Origin of the sequence: Lysobacter gummosus (assembly GCF_001442805.1) — a bacterium.
GTDB lineage: Bacteria > Pseudomonadota > Gammaproteobacteria > Xanthomonadales > Xanthomonadaceae > Lysobacter > Lysobacter gummosus.
Genome location: NZ_CP011131.1, coordinates 3,648,087 through 3,667,706 on the forward strand (window position 1 = coordinate 3,648,087; position 19,620 = coordinate 3,667,706).

Sequence of the window (19,620 nt, forward strand, 5' to 3'; positions counted from 1 at the left end):
GCCGATCCGGTCGCGGCCAAGTCCTTGCCGCGCAAGGGCTGCAAACGGTTACATGCCGATTTCGATGAACCCGTTCTAAACGCGGCTGTCACTTCGATGCGATTCCGCGAATCCGATCGCTTCCTGCCCAACTCTTGGTACGTACACGCGACACCGCGTCGCAGTGTATTTTTACTGGACTGGGAGGAGACCCGGATGACGGTATTGATGGCTAACGGAGATTTGGCCGCCGCCCGCTCGGGCGACCCGGCCGCCTTGGAGCGGGTGCTGATCCACTCGCGCCAGGATCTGCGCCGTTACGCCGAGTACCACTGCGTCATCAACGACATCGAGGACGCGGTGCAGGAAAGCCTGATCACGATCTCGCGCAAACTGCGCGACCTGCGCGTGCTCGAATGCTTCGTCTCCTGGACCTTCCGCATCGTCAAGCGCGAATGCAACCGCTTCAAGCGCGGCCGGCGCATGCTCAGCGGCGACATGATCACCGAGGACATCCTGCCCGTCGTCACGCCCGAGCCGGCCGAATGGCGCCATGATGTCGCCGCGGCCTTGGAATCGTTACCCGCGCACTATCGCCAGATCATTCTCCTGCGCGATCTTGAAGGCCTGAGCATCGCCGAGATCGGCGACCGCCTGGGCACCACCCGCGAAGCGGTGAAGTCGCGCCTGCACCGGGCGCGCGCACTGGCGCGCGAATACCTGGATGCCTGACTGCATCCACGCCGCGATCGCCCCCGTATCCATTCGCACCGACATTCGCTATACCCCACCGCAACAAACCCGCTGCACGCAACACCCGCAACATCTGGATGCTTACGATTCGCCCTGGCAACAATGCAAGACCCTTACAAACGGCCCCGGCACTCCGGGCCGTCAATCCAACGGCGGGACCCCCGCCCTCATCGCCACACAGGAGTCATCCATGTCCAAGCAAATCAAGAAGCCCCTCGCCCTCGCTCTCGGCGCTACCCTCATCGGTGGTCTGAGCCTGTCGGCTTCCGCATTCGCGATGAGCGATCTGTCGCAGGGTTATCTGCTCGGCGCCCAGCAGGCTCCGCCGGCCGCCGAGAAGGCCGCCGACGCCAAGGCCGCCGCCGACACCGCCAAGCACGCCGAAGGCACCTGCGGCGCCGACAAGAAAGCCGGTAAGGAAGGCAGCTGCGGCGCCGACAAGAAGGCCGGCAAGGAAGGCAGCTGCGGCGCCGACAAGAAGGCCGGCAAAGAAGGCAGCTGCGGCGCCGACAAGAAGCACGCCGAAGGCAAGTGCGGCGAAGGCAAGTGCGGCGCCGACAAGAAGGCGGGCGCTGCCAAGGCCGTGAAGACCGGCGACGGCGCCGCCAAGAAGGCCGCGGAAGGCAAGTGCGGCGAAGGCAAGTGCGGCGGTTCGATCTGATCGCGCAGCACGACTGACGATGGACGGCATGCATCCACTGTCTTCGGATGCCGTCGGCCTCGGCCTGCGGCGGGCCCTGTTGGGCCCGCTGCAGTCCGCGCCGTTCGGCGCCGGCGCGCGCCGGGATTTCGACTTCCTCGAATGCGCTCCGGAAAACTGGATCGGCATCGGCGGCGTCTACGGCGAAGCGCTGCGCGAGTTGTCCTCGCGTTATCCGCTGGTCTGCCACGGCCTGTCGCTGTCGTTGGGCGGCACCGCACCGCTGGACGAAACCTTCCTGGCCCGGGTGCGGCGTTTTCTCGATGAACATCGCGTCGCCCGCTACAGCGAACATCTGAGCTACTGCAGCGACGACGGCCATCTGTACGACCTGCTGCCGATTCCGTTCACGGAAGAAGCCGTGCACCACGTCGCCGCGCGCATCCGCCGCACCCAGGACATCGTCGGCCGCCGCATCGCGGTGGAGAACGCCTCCTACTACGCCGCGCCGCACCAGGAAATGAGCGAAATCGAGTTCACCCGCGCGATCCTGGCCGAAGCCGACTGCGATCTGCTGCTGGACGTCAACAACGTCTACGTCAACTCGATCAATCACCGCTACGACGCACGCGAATTCATCCGCGCGATGCCGCACGAACGCATCGCCTACATCCATGTGGCCGGGCATTACGACGAAGCCGACGATCTGAAAGTCGACACCCACGGCGCGCCGGTCAAGAACGAGGTCTGGTCGCTGCTCGGCGACGCTTACCGCATGTTCGGCGCGCGCCCGACGCTGCTGGAACGCGACTTCAATTTCCCGCCGTACCAGGAACTGGTCGATGAGCTGGACATCGTGCGCCGCGTGCTGAGCGAATCGGCCCACGCCGCCGCGCCCGAACGCGACGCCGCGCGCCGCGCCCAGCGCGCCTGAGCCATGAACGACGCCCCCTCGCGCCTGCGCGCGCAACAGTTCGAACTCACCCGCCATCTGCGCGATCCTAACGCCAGCCCGGCGCCGGCGGGTATCGAAGATCGGCGGCTGGGGATTTATCGCGATCTGCTGTTCAACAATATCGAAGGGTTGTTGTCGGGCAATTTCCCGGTGATCCGCAAGCTGCTCGGCGAAGAACGCTGGGAGCGGTTGGTGCGCGATTTCTATCGCGACTACCGCTGCCACACGCCGTTGTTCGCCGAGATCGCGCGTGAATTCCTGCGCTATCTGCAGGAACTCGAAGCCGCCGACGCGCCGCCGCCGGCGCCGTTCCTGCCCGAGCTGGCGCATTACGAATGGGTGGAACTGGCGCTGCAGCTCAGCGACGCGCAGGCGCCGTGCGACGATGCCGGCATCGGCGATAGCGAACTGCTCGCGCACGCGCCGCAGCTGTCGCCGCTGGCGTGGCCGCTGGCCTACGCCTGGCCGGTGCACCGGCTGGGCCCGGATTTCCAGCCCGATGCGCCGCCGCCCGCGCCGACCCTGGTGCTGCTGCGCCGCGAAGCCGACGGCGAGGTGCGTTTCTCCGAACTCAGCCCGCTGGCTTATCGCCTGGTCGAACGCATCGGCGAATCGCCGCAGTTGTCCGCGCGCGAGCAACTGCAGGCGCTGGCGCAGGAAGCCGGCAGCGACGATGTCGCCGCTTTCCTCGAACTCGGCCAGGGCCTGCTGCGGCAGATGCGCGCCAGCGGCGTGATCTTTTTTCCCCGCGCGGCGAATCCTTCCGCCTGATCGCGGACTCTTACTCAGAGCAAGCGCCGGCGTTTCCGGCGCAGTTCTGTACGGAGTCCACCATGGCCGTCCCCTGCCTCGCCTGCTTCGGCGCCCTGCGCGATCGCCTCGACGGCGTCGGGGCCTGGCTCGCACCGTTGGGCCTGCGCGCGGTGCTGGCCTGGGAGTTCTACGAATCCGGGCGCGAAAAACTGCAGGGCGAGAACTGGTTCGGCGCGGTCATGTCGAACTTCCCGTTTCCCTTCGACCGCGTGCCCGCCGGCCTGAGCTGGGGCATGGCCACCTGGTTCGAATTGCTCGGCGGCCTGGCGCTGCTGCTCGGATTGGCCACGCGCGCGGTCGCCGCCTCGTTGTTCGTGCTGACCGTGGTCGCGATCGCCGCGGTGCACTGGCCGCGCGACTGGATGGGACTGAGCCAGCTCGCGCAAGGCTATGCGATCAGCGACGCCGGCGCCGGCAACTACAAGCTGCCGCTGCTGTTCCTGGTGATGCTGTGGCCGCTGATCCTGGGCGGCGCCGGGCGCCTGAGCCTGGACGCGGCACTGGCGCGCGCGTTGCCGGCGGCGTCGGCGCGCAACGATCTGCTTGGCTGGGGTCTGGTCCTGTTGCCGTTCGGCGGGGTCGTGGCGATGCTGCTGCCGGCGCCGGGCCTGACCCTGGCCGGGCTCGGCGCGACGGCGCTGCTGATCGCGGCGCGGCCGCGCGGGCCGTTTGCTCCTGCCTGACCTGGAAGCGCGGGCCGCGGGCGAGAACCGTCGCTGACCTCTACGCCGGTTCGCGGCCGTCGCGGCGGCCGCGCGGACGAAGCCCGCGCGACAACCTGCTAGGCTTTCGCGATGACCGAAACCGGCCCCCTTCAGACCGCGACCGCCGCGGCGCCCTTCCCCACCACCCTCGCCAACCGTTTCCGCGGCTACCTGCCGGTCGTGGTCGACGTGGAAACCGGCGGCTTCGACTGGAACAAGCACGCGCTGCTGGAAATCGCCGTGCAACCGCTGGAACTGGACGCGCAGGGCCGGATCGTGCCCGGCGAGATCGCCAGCGCCCACGTCGTCCCCGCCGCCGGCATGCAGATCGATCCCAAGTCGCTGGAAATCACCGGCATCGACATCGACCACCCGTTCCGCGACGCCAAGCCCGAGCGCCAGGCGCTGGAAGCGGTGTTCGCGCCGGTGCGCGACGCGGTGAAGCGCCACGGCTGCCAGCGCGCGATCCTGGTCGGCCACAACGCCCATTTCGATCTCAACTTCCTCAACGCCGCGGTCGCCCGCAGCGGCCACAAGCGCAACCCGTTCCACCCCTTCAGCGTGTTCGACACCGTAACCCTGGCCGGCGTCGCCTACGGCCAGACCGTGCTCGCCCGCGCCGTGCAGGCCGCGGGGCTGGACTGGAACGCACAGGAAGCGCATTCGGCGGTGTACGACACTCAGCGCACGGCTGAGTTGTTCTGCAAGATCGTCAATGCGTGGCCGCGAGGCTGATCCGCGCGCCGATCGATCGACCGGCCTGCACAAGGAGCGTCGCATGCCTTCCGCTCAACCAAGCTATCGGTGGATTCCCGGCCACGGCCCGGACCCTGATGCGTTGCGGCGCCTGCGCGAACGCGCGCCGATGCCGAAAAATCCGATGGGCGAAGCCTGGTTCATGGGCGGCGAGCGGCAGATGTACACCGGGCTGTTGCAGCCCGATCCGCGGAACTGGTCCAGGCCGGAACTCGACAACGCGCTGGACGCGCTGACCTCCGGGCCGCGTTGTTTCGACCACAGCGACGAATGGAGCGAGTGGTTCGACTACTTGCTCCCGCGCGTGCTCGAACGCACCGACGATCACCACAGCTTCGAACTGCTGGTCAGTGCCGTGTTCGTGCATTGCCTGGACCCCGCCCTGCCCGGGCGCACGCCGCGGTTCCGTCGCGACCTGCTCGATACCCTCGGCCGCAGGCTGATGGTCGCTTCGTATTGGAACGGTGCCGAGGCCGACAGCGACGATCGCCTGCTGCGTCCCATCGACGGCGGTTTTTACAAAATCGGCGCCAACGGCGCGATTTCGGCGGCCTGCTGTCTGGTGCTGCGTTACCTGGACGCCGATTGCATCGACGACTGGATCGGCTCGGTGCTGGCCATCGACGATGCCGCATGGCGCTGCGCGTTCGTGGTCTGGCTGGCCGGTGCCGCCGCCCTGATCCTGGACGGCGAACAGCCCGAGCGCATGGACAACCCGCCTTATCGGAACATCGGCTGGGACGGGCATTGGCTGCTCGATGGCAGCATTCCCGCGCGCGATCTCGATCCGGATGCCACCCAGTTCGCCTTCATCGCCCCCCCCAGCGCCATGCGCTGCTCGCCGCGCTCAAACGCCGGCTCGATCTGGCGACGATGCTGGCTTGGGGCCAGACCCTGGCCGAGTTGCCGATCGTCGAGCACGACCGCGCCACGACCCTGTGGCAATACGACGACGCCGTGCTGACGGTGGCCGAGCGCTACGGCCTGGCTTGACGCCGCGGGGTCATCGCGACTGTTTCACCGCTGCAACATCGCGGTCTGGCCTTCCCGGCAAAGCACACGCGTTCAATGAGACATCGAGCGGCATCGCGCCGCCTCGCCCGGTCCCTGCGCGGCGCGCGCGGGCCGTGGATCATGGACGGGAGGACAGGATGTTCGCTTTCGACGACGAGCAATTTCTAGACGGTTACCGCCGCCGTTTCGGCCCGCTGAACGACCAGCTGGCGCAGGCGCTGCGCTTTCTGATCGGGCGCATCGAGCAGGACGCGAGCTTCACCCAGAACCCGGTGCATCGCAATCAGATCGCCTACTGCCTGGCGACGTTCAAGTGGGAAACCGCGCATACATTGCGGCCGATCGACGAGTTCGGCGACGACGCGCGCTTCAACCGCCTGTACGGCCCGGACACGCGTGTGGGCAAGATGCTCGGCAACACCAAGGCCGGCGACGGCGCGCGCTTCCACGGCCGCGGCTACGTGCAGCTGACCGGCCGCGCCAACTACGATCGCGCCGGCAAGCTGCTGGGCATCGATCTGCTCAGCAAGCCCGAGGACGCGAAGAAGCCCGAGGTCGCGTACGCGATCGCGCTGGAAGGCATGAAGAAAGGCTGGTTCACCGGCAAGAAACTGGACAACTACTTCAAGTCTGGACAGTTGCCGAATTACGAAGAAGCCCGGCGCATCATCAACGGCCAGGACAAGGCACAGACCATCGCCGACATCGCCCGCCGCTTCGACGAGTTGCTCTTAAACGCCCTGGAGTAACCAGCACCGACCCTCCCCCAAAACCTCTCCCCCCTTTGAAAAAGGGTGAAGGGCCGCGCTTGCGAACCGCAGGTTCGCGCGGCACTGAACGCCCACAGGCTAGGCCTGTGGGCCGGAGGGTTAGGGGGGATTCGCTTTTGCTCTTGCCCCAGCGCAACACCTGGAACACAACCGCAAAACCTCAAGCCAGCTTCAACCCCACCAGCCCGGCGACGATCAACAAAACGCTGACGATGCGCAAGGCATTGGCCGGTTCGTTGAACAGCACCATGCCGAGAATGACCGTGCCGACCGCGCCGACGCCGACCCACACCGCATACGCGGTGCCGACCGGCAGCGACTTCATCGCTACGCCAAGCAGCCCCAGGCTGACGATCATCGCCGCGATGGTGCCGACCGACGGCCACAGTTTGCTGAAACCTTCCGTGTATTTCAGACCGATCGCCCAACCCACTTCGAACAGGCCGGCGAATACGAGCAAGACCCAAGGCATGACAGTGCTCCCATGAAGATGGGGCCGTCCCCGGATAAACGTCGCGCGATGTACGGATAAGGCCGCGTGGCTGCGCGGAACCGGGTCGTCCCGGTTCGCGGCGAATTATATCGGCGCGGCTGCGCGATGGGAGGCGAAGCGGTCGGCGGGGTCAGCGGGGGGTTACATAGCGCGGTGTCGCGCGAAGAGCGCATTCGCGCAGCCGTACCGAGAGCCGCCCTACCCGATGACTTCGCTAAGCGAAGTCTTTTGTAGGAGGGCTTCAGCCCGATGTTCTTCGATCCGCTGCGGTGAAACTTCCCGATAACTGATCGGAAAGCATCGGGGCTGAAGCCCCTCCCACAAAAGACTTCACGCTCCCGCAGGCGGCGCGAGCGCCGTCGCACGCATCAACCGCGCTGGCGCACCGCTTCGAACAAGGTCACGCCCGAAGCCACCGACACATTGAGGCTTTCCACGCCGCCGGCCGCGTTGCCGCCGGGCATCGGAATCTTGACCAGCTGATCGCAGTTCTCGCGGGTCAGGCGGCGCAGACCGTCGGCTTCGCCGCCCAGGGCCAGGGCGACATTGCCGCGCAGGTCGATCGAATACAGCGAAGCCTCGGCCTCGCCGGCCAGGCCGTAGATCCACACGCCGAGCTGTTGCAGATCGCGCATCGCCCGCGCCAGATTCGTCACCGGGATCACCGGGATGCTGTCGGCGGCGCCGGCGGAGGTCTTGCGCACGGTCGCGTTGACCTGCACCGACTTGTCCTTCGGGATGATCACCGCGGTGGCGTTGGCGGCCGCGGCGCTGCGCAGGCAGGCGCCAAGGTTGTGCGGGTCCTGGACGCCGTCCAGGATCAGAATCAGCGCCTTGCCCTGCGCCGCTTCGACCAGCGCTTCGAGCTCGTTCTCGTTCCAGGTCTTGGCCGCGGCGTAGCGCGCGACCACGCCCTGATGGCGCAGATTGCCGACCACGCCTTCCAGCGCATTGGTCGCGACCCGGCGCACGTCGATGTCGGCGCGGCGCGCGGCGGTCTCGATCTCGGTCAGGCGCGGGTTCTTGGCGCCGGCTTCGATCAGCACCTCGCGCACGTTGGCGGCGTCGTGCTCGATCGAGGCGGAGACGGCGTTGATGCCGGCGATCCATTGTTTCTGGCTCATGGGGGTTCCGTGGGGCTGTCGTGGCCAGGCCGCTGCGGGCGCCGGGGCGCGGCCGGGGCGGCGGGGCTTGGGGGTGCGATTCTAAGCTACCGGCGGGTTTTCGGCTTTTTGCCGTCCCGTCCCCCAATCATCCGAAACCCACCCGATGAGTTCCCCCCTTTGAAAAAGGGGGGTTAGGGGGGATTTGCTTTTTGCTGGCCGAAACCTGGAGGCCGCCAGAGCAAAAGCAAATCCCCCGCGCTGCGGCGACTCCACAGAATCGAAGCAGAGCCGGGCGCTGGCCCCCTTTTTCAAAGGGGGCTAATTGACGCGCTTGATTCGGAATCGGAGAGCCGGAACCGGGCCAAACGCCCCGGCCCGCCGCGACTCAATACTTCTGCTTAGGCCGCTTCGCCGGCGTACCGCGCGGCGGCAAGAGCTTGGCGCCGCGCTCCTCGACCAGACGGAAGTCGATCTTGCGATCCTCGACGCTGGCCTTGAGCACCACGATCTGGACCCGGTCGCCGAGCCGGAACTCGCGCGCGGTGCGCTCGCCCTTGAGCGTCTTGCGGATCGGATCGAAGTGGTAGTAGTCGTGCGGCAACTGGGTCACGTGAACCAGACCATTGACCTTGGATTCGTCCAGCTCGATGAACAAGCCGAAACTGGTCACGCCGCTGATGGTGCCTTCGAATTCGCCGCCGACGTGCTGCTCCATCCACGCCGCGCGGTAGCGCTCATCGACCTCGCGCTCGGCCTCGTCGGCACGGCGTTCGCGCTCGGAGCATTGCAGCGCCAGCGCCGCCATCTGCGTCGGCGAATATCCGTATGCGATCGGCTTGGCGCCGCTGAGCGCATGCTTGATGGCGCGATGCACGAGCAAGTCCGGATAACGCCGGATCGGCGAGGTGAAGTGCGCGTACGCCTCCAGCGCCAGGCCGAAATGGCCGACGTTCTCCGGCGCGTACACCGCCAGGCTCTGGCTGCGCAGCAGCACCGACTCGATCAGCGCCGCGTCGGGGCGCTCGCGGATCTTCTTCAGCAACTGGGTGAAATCGCGCGGCTCGACCTGATTCCAGGCCGGCATGCGCAGCTTGAATTCCTTCAGGAACTCCTGCAGATCGGCGTACTTCTGTTCCGGCGGACGGTCGTGGATGCGATACGGCGCCGGCACCTGCTGCGCGATCAGGAACTTGGCGGCCTCGACATTGGCCGCGATCATGCATTCCTCGATCAGCTTGTGCGCATCGTTGCGTTGAAGCATGCCGGCCTGGACCACTTCGCCGTCCTTGCCCAGCACGAAACGCACTTCGCTGGATTCGAACTCGATCGCGCCACGCTTCTGCCGCGCTTTCAGCAGCACCTGGAACAATTGATGCAGGCGCTCGATATGCGGCAGGAGCGAGCCGACCTGCGCGCGCGCTTCGCTGCGCAGTTCTTCCGGCACTTCGCCGACCGCGTTCCAGACCGTGGTGTAGGTCAGGCGCGCATGCGAGTTCATCACCGCTTCGTAGAACCTGGACTGGCTGACCTGGCCTTCGCGATCGACCTGCATGTCGCAGACGAAGCACAGCCGGTCCACCTTCGGGTTCAACGAACAAATACCGTTGGACAGCGTTTCCGGCAACATCGGCACGACGAAACCGGGGAAGTACACCGAGGTCGCGCGCTTTTGCGCCTCATCGTCCAGCGGCGTGCCGGGACGGACGTAGTGCGAGACGTCGGCGATCGCGACCACCAGACGGAAACCGTCGCGGTTGCTTTCGCAGTACACCGCGTCGTCGAAGTCCTTCGCATCCTCGCCGTCGATGGTGACCAGCGGCATCTGCCGCAGATCCACACGTTGCGCGGAAACCGATTCGGGCACCGTCAGCGGCACCGCCGCGGCTTCGTCGAGGGTTTCCTGCGGGAACACATCGGGAATTTCGTGGCCGTGGATCGCCGCCTGCACCGCCAGCGAGGCGGTGAGCTTGTCGCCGAGCACGGCCAGCACGCGGCCGATCGGCGGGCGCTTGTGATCGGGCGCCTGCACCAGTTCGCACACCACCAGCTGGCCGTTGTGCGCGTCCATGCGCGCGTCCGGCGGAATCTGCACGTTGCGCTGGATGCGGCGGTCGTCGGGCACGACGTAGCTAATGCCCTGCTCGACCGTGAAGCGGCCGATCAGGCGATTGAGACGGCGTTCGAGCACTTCCACGATCGCGCCTTCGCGGCGGCCGCGGCGGTCCACGCCGGTGACGCTGACCAGCACGCGGTCGCCGTGCATGGCCTTGCGCATTTCGTACGGCGGCAGGAACAGATCGTCGCCGCCGGCCTCCGGGCGCAGGAAGCCGAAGCCGTCCGGGTTGGCGATCACCGAGCCGGAAATCAGGTCCATCTGCGCGGCCGGGGCGAATTCGCCCTTGCGGTTCTGGATCAGCTGGCCGTCGCGCAGCATCGCGCCCAGGCGCTTGCCCAACGCGTCGGCGCGATCGTCTTCGGTCAGTTCCAGGCGCTGGGCCAGATCTTCGGCGCGCAGCGGGCCGTCGGCCGCGGCCAGGGTCTGCAGGATCAGCTCGCGGCTGGCGATCGGCTGGGCGTAGCGCGAGGCTTCGCGCTCGGCGTAGGGATCGTGATACGGGGCCGGCGCACGCGCCGGGCCGGGGGCCGGGGCGGCGGCGGATTTTCCGCGCGAGCCCTTGGCGGGCGGGCCGTGCTGGAGATTCTCCGGCAGCCAGGGCGGGCGCGAAGCGGCGGCCTTGCGGGGTTTGCCGGCGCCGCCGGGCGTGTTGCGGGAAGGAGTCTTGCTGCCGGTGGCTCCGGCCTTCTTGCTCTTAGGTTTTTTTGTCATGTCCTCTATGGTCGCACATCGGCATGAATACGGCGTCTGCGGCCTGCGCCGCTGGTCGGAGGCGGGTCCGGCGACGAATTCGCGCGCCGGGCGGGCCGCGGCCCGTGTGCAGTGCAACATGCGCTCGGGTGGATTGCGCGCCGCGCGCGTGGCGTCGTCTCCGGGAACCTCGCGGTTCGCCGACATCTATTCCAGCGTGTCGAGCTATTTCAATCCCTGATCGCCGCTGGCGGATTCGTGGTTGATGCGAGCGGGTTGCTGCTTACGCAGCGGCCGTTTTTCATGGCCGGCGATGGCTGTCGCGACGGTCCCGGCGGCACCGCCTGTCGGAAACCGCCCGCGCCCGCATTGCCGCCAGGGCAGGAATCGCTATAACCTTTAAAACGACTTTAAAAGGTAAGCCATGCGACTGGAGCATCACGACTTCCGCGGCGCCGATCTGGTCGGCGGCGATCCCGCGCTGGATCTGGTCAATACCGTGACCGCGCGCGACACCCAGCCGCGCGACTGGCTCGACGACTACTTCGCCCTGCTGCGCTGGGCGCGCCACACCGAATGCTTCGCCCGCGCCGATCTGGCGACGCTGGAAACGCAGGCACAGGCCGCGCCGGCCAAGGCCGCCGCCGCGCTGACGCGCTGCAAGGCCCTGCGCGAAGCCTTGTGCGATGCGCTCTACGCCCTCGCCCACGAGCGCGCGCCGACGCCGCTGGACCTGGATACGATCGATCAGGCGCGCCTGGCCGCGTCCAAAGCCGCGCGCCTGGTCTCGCGCGATTCGCGCCTGCAGACCCAATGGTCGGCCGAGCGCTCGGGCCTGGACCTGATCGCGCACGTCATCACCGCTTATGCGATCGAGCTGCTCAAGGACGCGCGCGTGGAGCGCCTGCGCGTTTGCGACGGCAACGATTGCGGTTGGGTGTTCATCGATACATCGAAGAACGGACGCCGGCGCTGGTGCGATATGGCGACCTGCGGAAACGTGGCGAAGGCCAGGCGCTTCCAGCAACGTCAGCGCGAGTAAGCCGATCGCGGGGCCGCCGCATCGTGCCCGCGACGCGCGTTTCATGCATTCCGATTCGATCGTCCACACGTTCTATCGCGGAGGCCCCGTGAACCGTCCCGACCCGCCGCGCCCCACCGCTCCGCCGGTGCAATGGCTGTCCACCGCGATGCTTGCCGCGGCCTGCGCGAGCGCCTGCGCGATGGCCTATCAACGCGCCGCGCCGCACGCCGCCGAGCCGCAACGCTGGACGCCGCCGGGCATCGCCAGCGATCAATACGAATCCTCGCCGACGTTCACGCCCGACGGCGGCGAGATCTACTTCATGCGCAGCGATACCCGGTTCGCGAACTGGCGCATCCTGCACTCGCGTTGCCAAACCGGCGCGTGGTCGAAGCCCGAACCGCCGTCGTTCGCCGCATCCAGGGCCGGCCTCGACGCCGATCCGTTCGTGACCGCCGACGGCCGGCGCCTGTACTTCGTGTCCGCGCGCCACGATCCGAAGGGCGAGGATCTGGATATCTATTACGTGCAGCGCAGTGCCGACGGCGCCTGGGGCGAACCGCAGCGGTTACCGGAACCTGTCAACTCTCCCGCCGCCGAACTGCTGCCGCGTCTGAGCGCCGATGGCCGCCTGTATTTCGGTTCCAGCCGCGCGGGCGGCCACGGCCAGGGCGATCTGTACGCCGCCACGCCAAACGCGGACGGACGCTGGAGCGTGCGCAATCTCGGCAAGCCGCTGAGCAGCGCGGCCAACGAGTACGAAGCCGACATCGCTCGCGACGGCCGCGGCCTGATCGCGGTGATCGACCGCGGCGACCGCTCGCATCTGTACCGCTTCGAACGCCGCGGCCAACAATGGCGCGAACGCGGACGGATCGCCGCGCGCGCGGATGTGTTCCAGGTCGGCCCGCTGCTGTCGCCGCGCGGCGACCGCCTGCTGTTCGCGCAGGCCGACGGCGAGCGTTCCGGCGAATTGTTCTTGATCGATCTGGTCGCCGAACCCGATCGCAGCTGGCCGCCGTCGTGCGGCCCGGCGGCTACCTAGTCGCGCGCTTACCGCCGGGGCATCCGGAAGGCCGGCGCCGCTCTCAGGCGGAAATCCCGGGCGCGTGTTCTTCGTCTTCGCGCGGCCGCGTCGAACGCGGCTTGGGCGCAATCAACGGCGTCTGCTGCATATTGCCGTACAGCAAAGACACGCCGGCGCGCACGCCGCCGACCAGTTCCAGTTCGAAACGCTCCGCGTCGCGTCTGCGGATATCGGCCACTACCTCGGCCGCGTCGTCGGCCGACACGCCGAGTTCCACCAGCGCCGCCTCGCCGAAGCGCATCGCCGATTCGAAGGTCTCGCGCACCTGCAGATCGACCCCGGCATGCACCAGCTCCAGCGCATGCTCGCGATCGAAACTGCGCGCCAGCACCCGCGCCTGCGGAAACTCGTGCCGGATCAGCTGCGCGGTGACGGTGGCGGCGGCGCGGTCGTCGATGCAGATGGCGATCAGTTGCGCGTTGCCGGCGCCGGAGGCGCGCAGCACGTCCAGGCGGGTGCCGTCGCCGTAGTACACCTTGAAACCGAAGGTCTGCGCGCTTTCGATCATCTCAACGTCGGTGTCGATGATCGCCACCTCCACCCCGCGCGCCAGCAACGATTGCGACACCACCTGGCCGAAGCGGCCGAAGCCGATCAGCAGCACGCTGCCGCTCAAGTCGTTGGGCTCGTCCACGCCTTCCAGCGACAGCGCCATCTTCGGCGAGAACTTGCGCAGCGCGATGATCGCCAGCGGCGTGAGCGCCATCGACAGCACCACGATCGCGGTGAGATTGGCGCCGACGGTGGCGTCGATCAGCTTGGCGTTGGCCGCGGCCGAGAACAGCACGAAGGCGAACTCACCGCCCTGCGCCATCAGCACGGCGCGATCCAGCGCCTCGGTGTGGCACGACTTCATCAGCCGCGCCACGATGTAGATGCACAGCGACTTGACCAGCATCAGCGCGAGCACGCCGCCGACGATCGTGGGCCAGTTGGCGGCGACCACGGTCAGGTTCAGGGACATGCCGACGCTGAGGAAGAACAGGCCGAGCAGAATGCCGCGGAACGGTTCGATATCGGCTTCCAGCTGATGGCGGAAGGTCGATTCCGACAACAGCACGCCGGCCAGGAACGCGCCCATCGCCATCGACAGGCCACCGATCTGCATCAGCAGCGCCGCGCCCAGCACCACCAACAAGGCCGCAGCGGTCATCACCTCGCGCGCCTTGGCCGCGGCCAGCACCCGGAACAGCGGATTCAACAGCCAGATGCCGGCGGCGAGCAGCGTCGCCAGCGAAGCCAGGGCGATGCCGATGTCGGCCCAGCGCGAATGCGCGGCCGCGCTCGGGTTGGCTTCCGGCGGCGCCATCAACGCGACCAGCGCCAGCAGCGGCACGATCAGCAGGTCCTCGAACAACAGGATCGAGACGATGCGTTGACCGCGCGGCAAGGCCAGATCGCTGCGCTCGCCGAGGATCTGCATGACGATCGCGGTGGAGGTCAGTACGAAGCCCATCGCGCCGATGAAGGCCACCATCAGCGGCAAGCCGAAGGCCAGGCCGACGCCGGTCATCGCCAGCGAACACAGCGCGATCTGCGCGGTGCCCAGGCCGAAGATTTCGCGGCGCAGGCTCCACAAATGCGAGGGCCGCATCTCCAGGCCGATGATGAACAAGAACATCACCACCCCCAGCTCGGCCACGTGCAGGATCGCCTGCGAATCGCTGAAGAAGCCCAGCCCGAACGGGCCGATCAGCAGGCCGGCGGCCAGATAGCCCAACACCGAGCCCAGGCCGATGCGCTTGAAGATCGGCACCGCGACCACCCCGGCCGCCAGCAGCACCACCACCTTGACCAGTTCGCTGCCTTGCGCCTCGGCTGCCATCGCGCTTCTCCGGTTATTGCGTCCGCGTATCGCTTCTGCCTTGGTTCCGGGCCGGCGCGGCGAGCGCGCCGGACCCTCGCGCTACAGACTAACAGGCGTGTCCCGCAGGCGAATCCGCCCGCGCGTTTGCGTATCATCGCCGGCATCCGAACCCTCCCTGGAACGCCCATGCTCCGCCGCGCGGCCGCATCCGCCTGCGTCCTGTTCGCCCTCGCCTGCGCCGGCACGGTCCGCGCGGGCGACGGCGGCATCACCGTGCTGAGCGCGACGGTGGCCGATCAACCCATCGAAGGCGCCGCGATCGGCCTGCGCCGCGACGGCCAGCCCGCGCTCGCCGCGACCACCGACGCCCAGGGCCGCGCCGCGCTCGACGCCGCCGCGCTGCGCGATCCGGCCGCGCGCCTGAGCATCCGCCGCGCCGGCTACGCGGAGTTGCTCGCGCAATGCCCCTGCGACGGTTCGCGCTACGCGCTCAGCGCGGCCATGCAAAGCCTGGACGGCCTGCGCGTGGTGCTCAGTTGGGGCGACGCGCCGGTCGATCTCGATTCGCATCTCAGCTTCCCCGGCAATCACGTTTATTTCGAACGCAAGAACGGCGCCGACGCCAGCCTGGACCTGGACGACACCGAGCGCCACGGCCCGGAAACCATCACCGTACAGCGCAAGCATCCCGGCGAGGTCTACACCTACGCCGTGCACGATTTCGGACATCGCCAGGACCCGGCCGCCGACGCGCTGGCGCGCAGCCAGGCGCGGGTCTACGTCTATGTCGGCCAGACCCTGGTGCGCACCTACACCGTGCCCTCGCAGCCCGGCAATCTGTGGACGGTGTTGCGCATCGACGGCGAAGGCCGCTTCGAGGACATCAACCGCGTCGGCGCCAGCCGCGCCGCCGCCGATGGCATCGGCGCGCAGATCGCGCAGATCAGCGGCGGCGACACCGGCCCGGGCGACGCGCACGACGGCAGCGACGCCGCTTTGGCCAATGAACGCGGCGAAGCGTCCTATCGCGCCGGCGATCTTGCCGCGGCGATCGCGGCATATCAGCAGGCGATCGAACTCGATCCCGGCCATGCGCTGGCCTACAGCAACCTCGGCCTGGCCTATGTGAAGCAAGGCCGCGCCGCGGAAGCGATCTGGGCCTCGCGCACGGCGATAGCGCTGGCCAAAGGCGGCGTTGCCGCGACCATCCGCGCCAACGCCTACTACAACATCGGCAAGCTGTACGAAGAAGACGGCCAGTACGAGCGGGCGATGTCGAACTATCTCGCGGCCAAGCGCGAGAAGCCGGACAAGTCCTACGATCAGGCCCTGGAGCGCGTCAGCGCGTATTGAGGAGCGGCAATCCATGCAGGGCAGCAGCGATCGCGACGGCAGGTATTCGACCCAGGCGCGCACCAGCGCGAGCCGCGCATGGCGCAGGCCGCGCGCAACATCGCCGGCCGCGGGCTGGTCCGCGCTGATCGCCGCCGCCGTGCTGCTATTCGCCAACGTCGCCAACGCCGCTGGCCCCGCCGTCGTCGCCACTGCAGATCGCGCGACCTGGCCGCAGCCGCTGAACACGCCGGCCGGATTCGATCGCGCCTCGCGCGCGGAAATCCTCGCCTTCGCGCACGAATTGGCGCTCAGCGAATCGCTGGACGATGCCGCGCTGACGCAGCGCTTGAATCTCAAGCAGATCGATCGCGCCGGAGTCGATCGGATCCGCGCGCGTTACTGGCAGCGGCTGAGCGGCAACTACCGCCTCGCCTCGCGCGGCTGCGGCGCGCGCGAAGCCTTCTGCGCGCCCGCCGCCGATGCCGCGGCCTTGCGCCGGCTGGCGCTGGCCTTCGACGCCGCGCCGGAACCGGCCTACGCCGCCTGGTACGCCGACGCGACGCGCTTTCATCGCATCTACCTCGACGAACAACTGCGCCTGGCCGCGTTGTTCGCCCGCGTCAGCAGCGAGATCGATACCTACGGCAGCGACGAACTCGACGGCAGCGAACTGCCCGACCGCCGCTTCCTGCTGACCTTCGACGACGGCCCCAGCGCGGCCGGCGGCAACACGGACAAATTGTTGCAGACGCTGCGCGCGCACAAGCTGGATGCGACCTTCTTCGTGCTCGGCCAGTCGCTGCAGCAGCGCATGAAAGCCGCCTCGCCCGCGCAGACCTACGCCGGCATGTGCGTGGCCTCGCACGGCTGGGAGCACCAGTCGCATGCGCGCTGGCCGCAGTGGCAGGATTCGGTGATCCGCAGCAGTGCGCTGATCAAGGCGCAGACCGGCGCCGCCTATGTCCCGCTGTTCCGGCCGCCGTACGGGCAACGCCGCGCCGACAGTGGCGAGTTCTTCCGCCAGCAGGGTGTGCGCGTGGTGCTGTGGAGCATCGACTCGCAGGACTGGAACGCCAAGATGTCGCCGGCCGATGTCCAGGGCCGCCTGCTCAGCCTGATGCTGCTGTGGCGGCGCGGGACGATTTTGTTTCACGACGTGCACGACAAGGCGTGGGTGGCGGTGCCTTGGCTGTTGAAGCAGACGCAGGGTGCGCGGGTGGATTGGATGGGCTGCAAGGATTATCCGGAGGCGAGGTGAACGACTGCGCCGGGGTGGAGCAAATCCCCCGGCGCGCTCGGGGTTCTCGCTCCATCAGGCATCGCGGGCGCCAGCCCCCTTTTTCAAAGGGGGCGAATTTCCGCGTGCATCGCGATGGGATAGCTTCGCCCCACCCTGCCACTGCACCCCCTCACCGAGTTCCCCCCTTTGAAAAAGGGGGGGGCAGGGGGGATTTGCTCTTACCCGATCACCTCAAACCAACGCCGCCTGATGCACCCCCGCCACCGCGCGCCCCGACGGATCGGCCGCATTCGCGAACGCCGCATCCCAGGCGATCGCCGCGGGCGAAGAACAGGCGATCGACTTACCGCCCGGCACCGTCTCGGCGCAGGCCGTGCCCGGGAAATAACGCTCGAAAATGCTGCGGTAGTAATACGCTTCCTTGGTCAGCGGCGTGTTGATCGGGAAACGGACCGCGGCCGCGGCGAGTTCGCGATCGTTGACGTGCGTTTCCGCGTGCAGCTTCAAGCCATCGATCCAGCCATAGCCCACGCCATCGCTGAACTGTTCTTTCTGCCGCCACAGGATCGAATCGGGCAGATAGCCTTCGAAGGCTTCGCGCAGGATCGACTTCTCGATCTTGCCGGCGGCCTTGTCGACCATCTTGGCCTGCGCGTCCATGCGCATGGCCACGTCCAGGAATTCCACATCCAGGAACGGCACCCGCGGCTCCACTCCCCAGGCCATCATCGACTTGTTCGCGCGCAGGCAGTCGAAGCTGTGCAGCGCGTCGAGCTTGCGCACCAGTTCCTCGTGAAATTCGCGCGCGTTCGGCGCTTTGTGGAAATACAGATAGCCGCCGAAGATTTCGTCCGACCCCTCGCCCGACAGCACCATCTTCACGCCCATCGCCTTGATCCGCCGCGCCAGCAGGAACATCGGCGTGGAAGCGCGGATGGTGGTGACGTCGTAGGTCTCGATGTGCTGGATCACATCCGGCAGCACGTCCAGGCCTTCTTCGAAGGTGTAGGTGAAGCCGTGATGGACCGTGCCCAGCGCTTGCGCGGCGATCTCGGCGGCGGCCAAGTCCGGCGAGCCCTGCAGGCCGATGGCGAAGGAATGCAGGCGCGGCCACCAGGCCTCGGCCTGATCGTCTTCCTCCACCCGGCGGCGGGCGAAGCGCGCGGCGCAGGCGGCGACCAGGGACGAATCCAGACCGCCCGACAGCAGCACGCCGTAGGGCACGTCGCTCATCATCTGCCGGTGCACCGCGCGCTCGAAGGCTTCGCGCAATTCCTGCTTCGACACTTCCACGCCTTTTGTAGCGTCGTAGTCGCGCCAGGGCTTTTGGTAGTACTTCACCGGCGCGCCGACTTCACTGTCGTAGTAGTGCCCGGCCGGGAACGGTGCGACGTCGTCGCACAGCCGCGCCAGCGCTTTCATTTCCGAAGCCACCCACAAGCGGCCGTCGGCATCGTGGCCCCAGTACAGCGGGCACACGCCGATGGGATCGCGCGCGATCACGTAGCGGCCGCGCGCGGCGTCCCACAGGGCGAAGGCGAAGATGCCGTTGAGGCGGTTCAGCAGCTCGCCCAGGTCGCCGCCTTCGCGGTACAGCGCGTTGATCACTTCGCAGTCGGATTTGGTCTGGAACTGGTACGGCGCGCTGAGCTGCTGTTCGAGCTCGCGGTGGTTGTAGATCTCGCCGTTGACCGCCAGCGCCAGTTCGCCGTCGGCCGAGCGCAGCGGCTGCGAGCCGCCGGTGGGATCGACGATCGCCAGCCGCTCATGCACCAGGATCGCGCGCGGCTCGACGCTGACACCGGACCAGTCCGGGCCGCGATGGCGCTGTTTCGCCGACAAGGACAGGGCCAGCGGCCTGAGCGGGCGCAGATCGGCGCCGGGGCGCAGGTCGAACAAGCCTAGGATCGAACACATCGGACAATCTCCTGAAGGTTTACAGCGCTGGGGACGGGGTTGAGGGTTTTGCCGGAGCCAGAAACGAAAAAGCCCGCACTTCGCAGTGCGGGCTTGTGATCGATTGAGCGTTTTGCTGCGCGCTAATCGTCGGCCCGCGGGAGGCTGGCGTTATTGCGATTATTGTTGTTGACGCGCGCGCCGTTCACGGCCGAACGCGAGCGGCCGGCGACGGCGGCGCTACGGATCGAGGCGGTGGCGGAGGCGAGGCTCATGGATCGATCCTGCTTGAGGACGGCGCCGGATGCAAGCGTCCGGTGACCGGGCCGACGCGACCGCCGTCGCGGTCCGGCCATCGGCGGTGGAAATCGTGTGGGGATCGGGGCTTCCTGGGTCGGCGGTTGGTCATGCCCCGGCGGAACGAAGAGCGTCGGTTCTGAAG

Annotated in this window: 19 protein-coding genes; 13 read left to right on the forward strand and 6 right to left on the reverse strand. The window is 67.6% G+C overall.

All coding sequences use genetic code 11. The features are described 5' to 3' along the window. Nucleotides 1-24: 24 nt before the first annotated feature. From LG3211_RS14905 to LG3211_RS26480, 8 genes are all read left to right on the forward strand, one after another. On the forward strand, nucleotides 25-711 hold the full coding sequence (locus tag LG3211_RS14905; protein WP_222837508.1) for an RNA polymerase sigma factor: 687 nt from the start codon (nucleotides 25-27) through the stop codon (nucleotides 709-711). Next, on the forward strand, nucleotides 704-1,393 hold the full coding sequence (locus tag LG3211_RS14910; RefSeq protein WP_237049766.1) for an HvfA family oxazolone/thioamide-modified RiPP metallophore: 690 nt from the start codon (nucleotides 704-706) through the stop codon (nucleotides 1,391-1,393). Before LG3211_RS14905 ends, LG3211_RS14910 begins: the two co-directional genes overlap by 8 nt. A gap of 28 nt (nucleotides 1,394-1,421) precedes the next feature. Beyond that, complete coding sequence (locus LG3211_RS14915) at nucleotides 1,422-2,306, forward strand: HvfB family MNIO-type RiPP peptide maturase (RefSeq protein ID WP_235114184.1); 885 nt, start codon at nucleotides 1,422-1,424, stop codon at nucleotides 2,304-2,306. A gap of 3 nt (nucleotides 2,307-2,309) precedes the next feature. Then, nucleotides 2,310-3,098 carry an HvfC family RiPP maturation protein gene (locus LG3211_RS14920; protein WP_057943525.1) on the forward strand — a complete coding sequence of 263 codons (789 nt, stop codon included), beginning with the start codon at nucleotides 2,310-2,312 and terminating at the stop codon, nucleotides 3,096-3,098. A gap of 62 nt (nucleotides 3,099-3,160) precedes the next feature. After that, nucleotides 3,161-3,823, forward strand: a complete 663-nt coding sequence (locus LG3211_RS14925; RefSeq protein ID WP_057943526.1) for an HvfX family Cu-binding RiPP maturation protein — start codon at nucleotides 3,161-3,163, stop codon at nucleotides 3,821-3,823. A gap of 111 nt (nucleotides 3,824-3,934) precedes the next feature. Next, nucleotides 3,935-4,579, forward strand: coding sequence for a ribonuclease T (rnt, locus tag LG3211_RS14930; protein ID WP_057943527.1), 645 nt, complete (start codon nucleotides 3,935-3,937; stop codon nucleotides 4,577-4,579). A 43-nt stretch (nucleotides 4,580-4,622) separates the two neighbouring features. Beyond that, entirely contained in the window at nucleotides 4,623-5,564 is a 942-nt protein-coding gene (locus LG3211_RS26475; RefSeq protein ID WP_187313026.1) for a hypothetical protein, read from the forward strand. Between the two features lie 187 nt (nucleotides 5,565-5,751). Next, a complete protein-coding gene (locus LG3211_RS26480; RefSeq protein ID WP_057943529.1) occupies nucleotides 5,752-6,363 on the forward strand; it encodes a glycoside hydrolase family 19 protein in 612 nt (203 codons plus the stop codon). A 181-nt stretch (nucleotides 6,364-6,544) separates the two neighbouring features. On the opposite strand, the gene sugE is transcribed toward LG3211_RS26480, so the two are convergent. The 3 genes from sugE to rnr form a co-directional block, all read right to left on the reverse strand. Next, entirely contained in the window at nucleotides 6,545-6,856 is a 312-nt protein-coding gene (sugE, locus tag LG3211_RS14945; protein ID WP_057943530.1) for a quaternary ammonium compound efflux SMR transporter SugE, read from the reverse strand. 389 nt (nucleotides 6,857-7,245) lie between these two features. Next, on the reverse strand, nucleotides 7,246-8,001 hold the full coding sequence (gene rlmB / locus LG3211_RS14950) for a 23S rRNA (guanosine(2251)-2'-O)-methyltransferase RlmB (protein WP_057943531.1): 756 nt from the start codon (nucleotides 7,999-8,001) through the stop codon (nucleotides 7,246-7,248). A 367-nt stretch (nucleotides 8,002-8,368) separates the two neighbouring features. Continuing rightward, entirely contained in the window at nucleotides 8,369-10,810 is a 2,442-nt protein-coding gene (rnr, locus tag LG3211_RS14955; protein WP_057943532.1) for a ribonuclease R, read from the reverse strand. Between rnr and LG3211_RS14960 the strand changes: the two genes are divergently transcribed. The 3 genes from LG3211_RS14960 to LG3211_RS14970 all read left to right on the forward strand — a co-directional run bounded on the left by LG3211_RS14960 (nucleotide 10,809) and on the right by LG3211_RS14970 (nucleotide 12,858). Next, nucleotides 10,809-11,030, forward strand: coding sequence for a hypothetical protein (locus tag LG3211_RS14960; protein ID WP_148648927.1), 222 nt, complete (start codon nucleotides 10,809-10,811; stop codon nucleotides 11,028-11,030). The genes rnr and LG3211_RS14960 overlap by 2 nt on opposite strands. A gap of 183 nt (nucleotides 11,031-11,213) precedes the next feature. Continuing rightward, nucleotides 11,214-11,831 carry a CGNR zinc finger domain-containing protein gene (locus LG3211_RS14965; protein ID WP_057943534.1) on the forward strand — a complete coding sequence of 206 codons (618 nt, stop codon included), beginning with the start codon at nucleotides 11,214-11,216 and terminating at the stop codon, nucleotides 11,829-11,831. Between the two features lie 88 nt (nucleotides 11,832-11,919). Continuing rightward, nucleotides 11,920-12,858: a TolB family protein gene (locus tag LG3211_RS14970; protein WP_187313027.1), complete on the forward strand. Its 939-nt coding sequence runs from the start codon at nucleotides 11,920-11,922 to the stop codon at nucleotides 12,856-12,858. 43 nt (nucleotides 12,859-12,901) lie between these two features. Here the strand turns inward: LG3211_RS14970 and LG3211_RS14975 are convergent, their stop codons facing one another. Continuing rightward, entirely contained in the window at nucleotides 12,902-14,725 is a 1,824-nt protein-coding gene (locus tag LG3211_RS14975; RefSeq protein ID WP_057943536.1) for a monovalent cation:proton antiporter-2 (CPA2) family protein, read from the reverse strand. 168 nt (nucleotides 14,726-14,893) lie between these two features. Between LG3211_RS14975 and LG3211_RS14980 the strand changes: the two genes are divergently transcribed. Beyond that, nucleotides 14,894-16,060 (forward strand): YfaP family protein, encoded by a 1,167-nt coding sequence (locus tag LG3211_RS14980; protein ID WP_057943537.1) that lies wholly within the window; start codon nucleotides 14,894-14,896, stop codon nucleotides 16,058-16,060. Nucleotides 16,061-16,073: 13 nt separating this feature from the next. After that, on the forward strand, nucleotides 16,074-17,300 hold the full coding sequence (locus LG3211_RS14985) for a polysaccharide deacetylase family protein (protein WP_083512562.1): 1,227 nt from the start codon (nucleotides 16,074-16,076) through the stop codon (nucleotides 17,298-17,300). Between the two features lie 213 nt (nucleotides 17,301-17,513). On the opposite strand, the gene asnB is transcribed toward LG3211_RS14985, so the two are convergent. Together asnB and LG3211_RS27225 are read right to left on the reverse strand one after the other, a co-directional pair. Further along, nucleotides 17,514-19,199: an asparagine synthase B gene (gene asnB / locus LG3211_RS14990; RefSeq protein ID WP_057943538.1), complete on the reverse strand. Its 1,686-nt coding sequence runs from the start codon at nucleotides 19,197-19,199 to the stop codon at nucleotides 17,514-17,516. Between the two features lie 122 nt (nucleotides 19,200-19,321). Next, entirely contained in the window at nucleotides 19,322-19,453 is a 132-nt protein-coding gene (locus tag LG3211_RS27225; protein WP_257720558.1) for a hypothetical protein, read from the reverse strand. Nucleotides 19,454-19,620 lie beyond the last annotated feature (167 nt).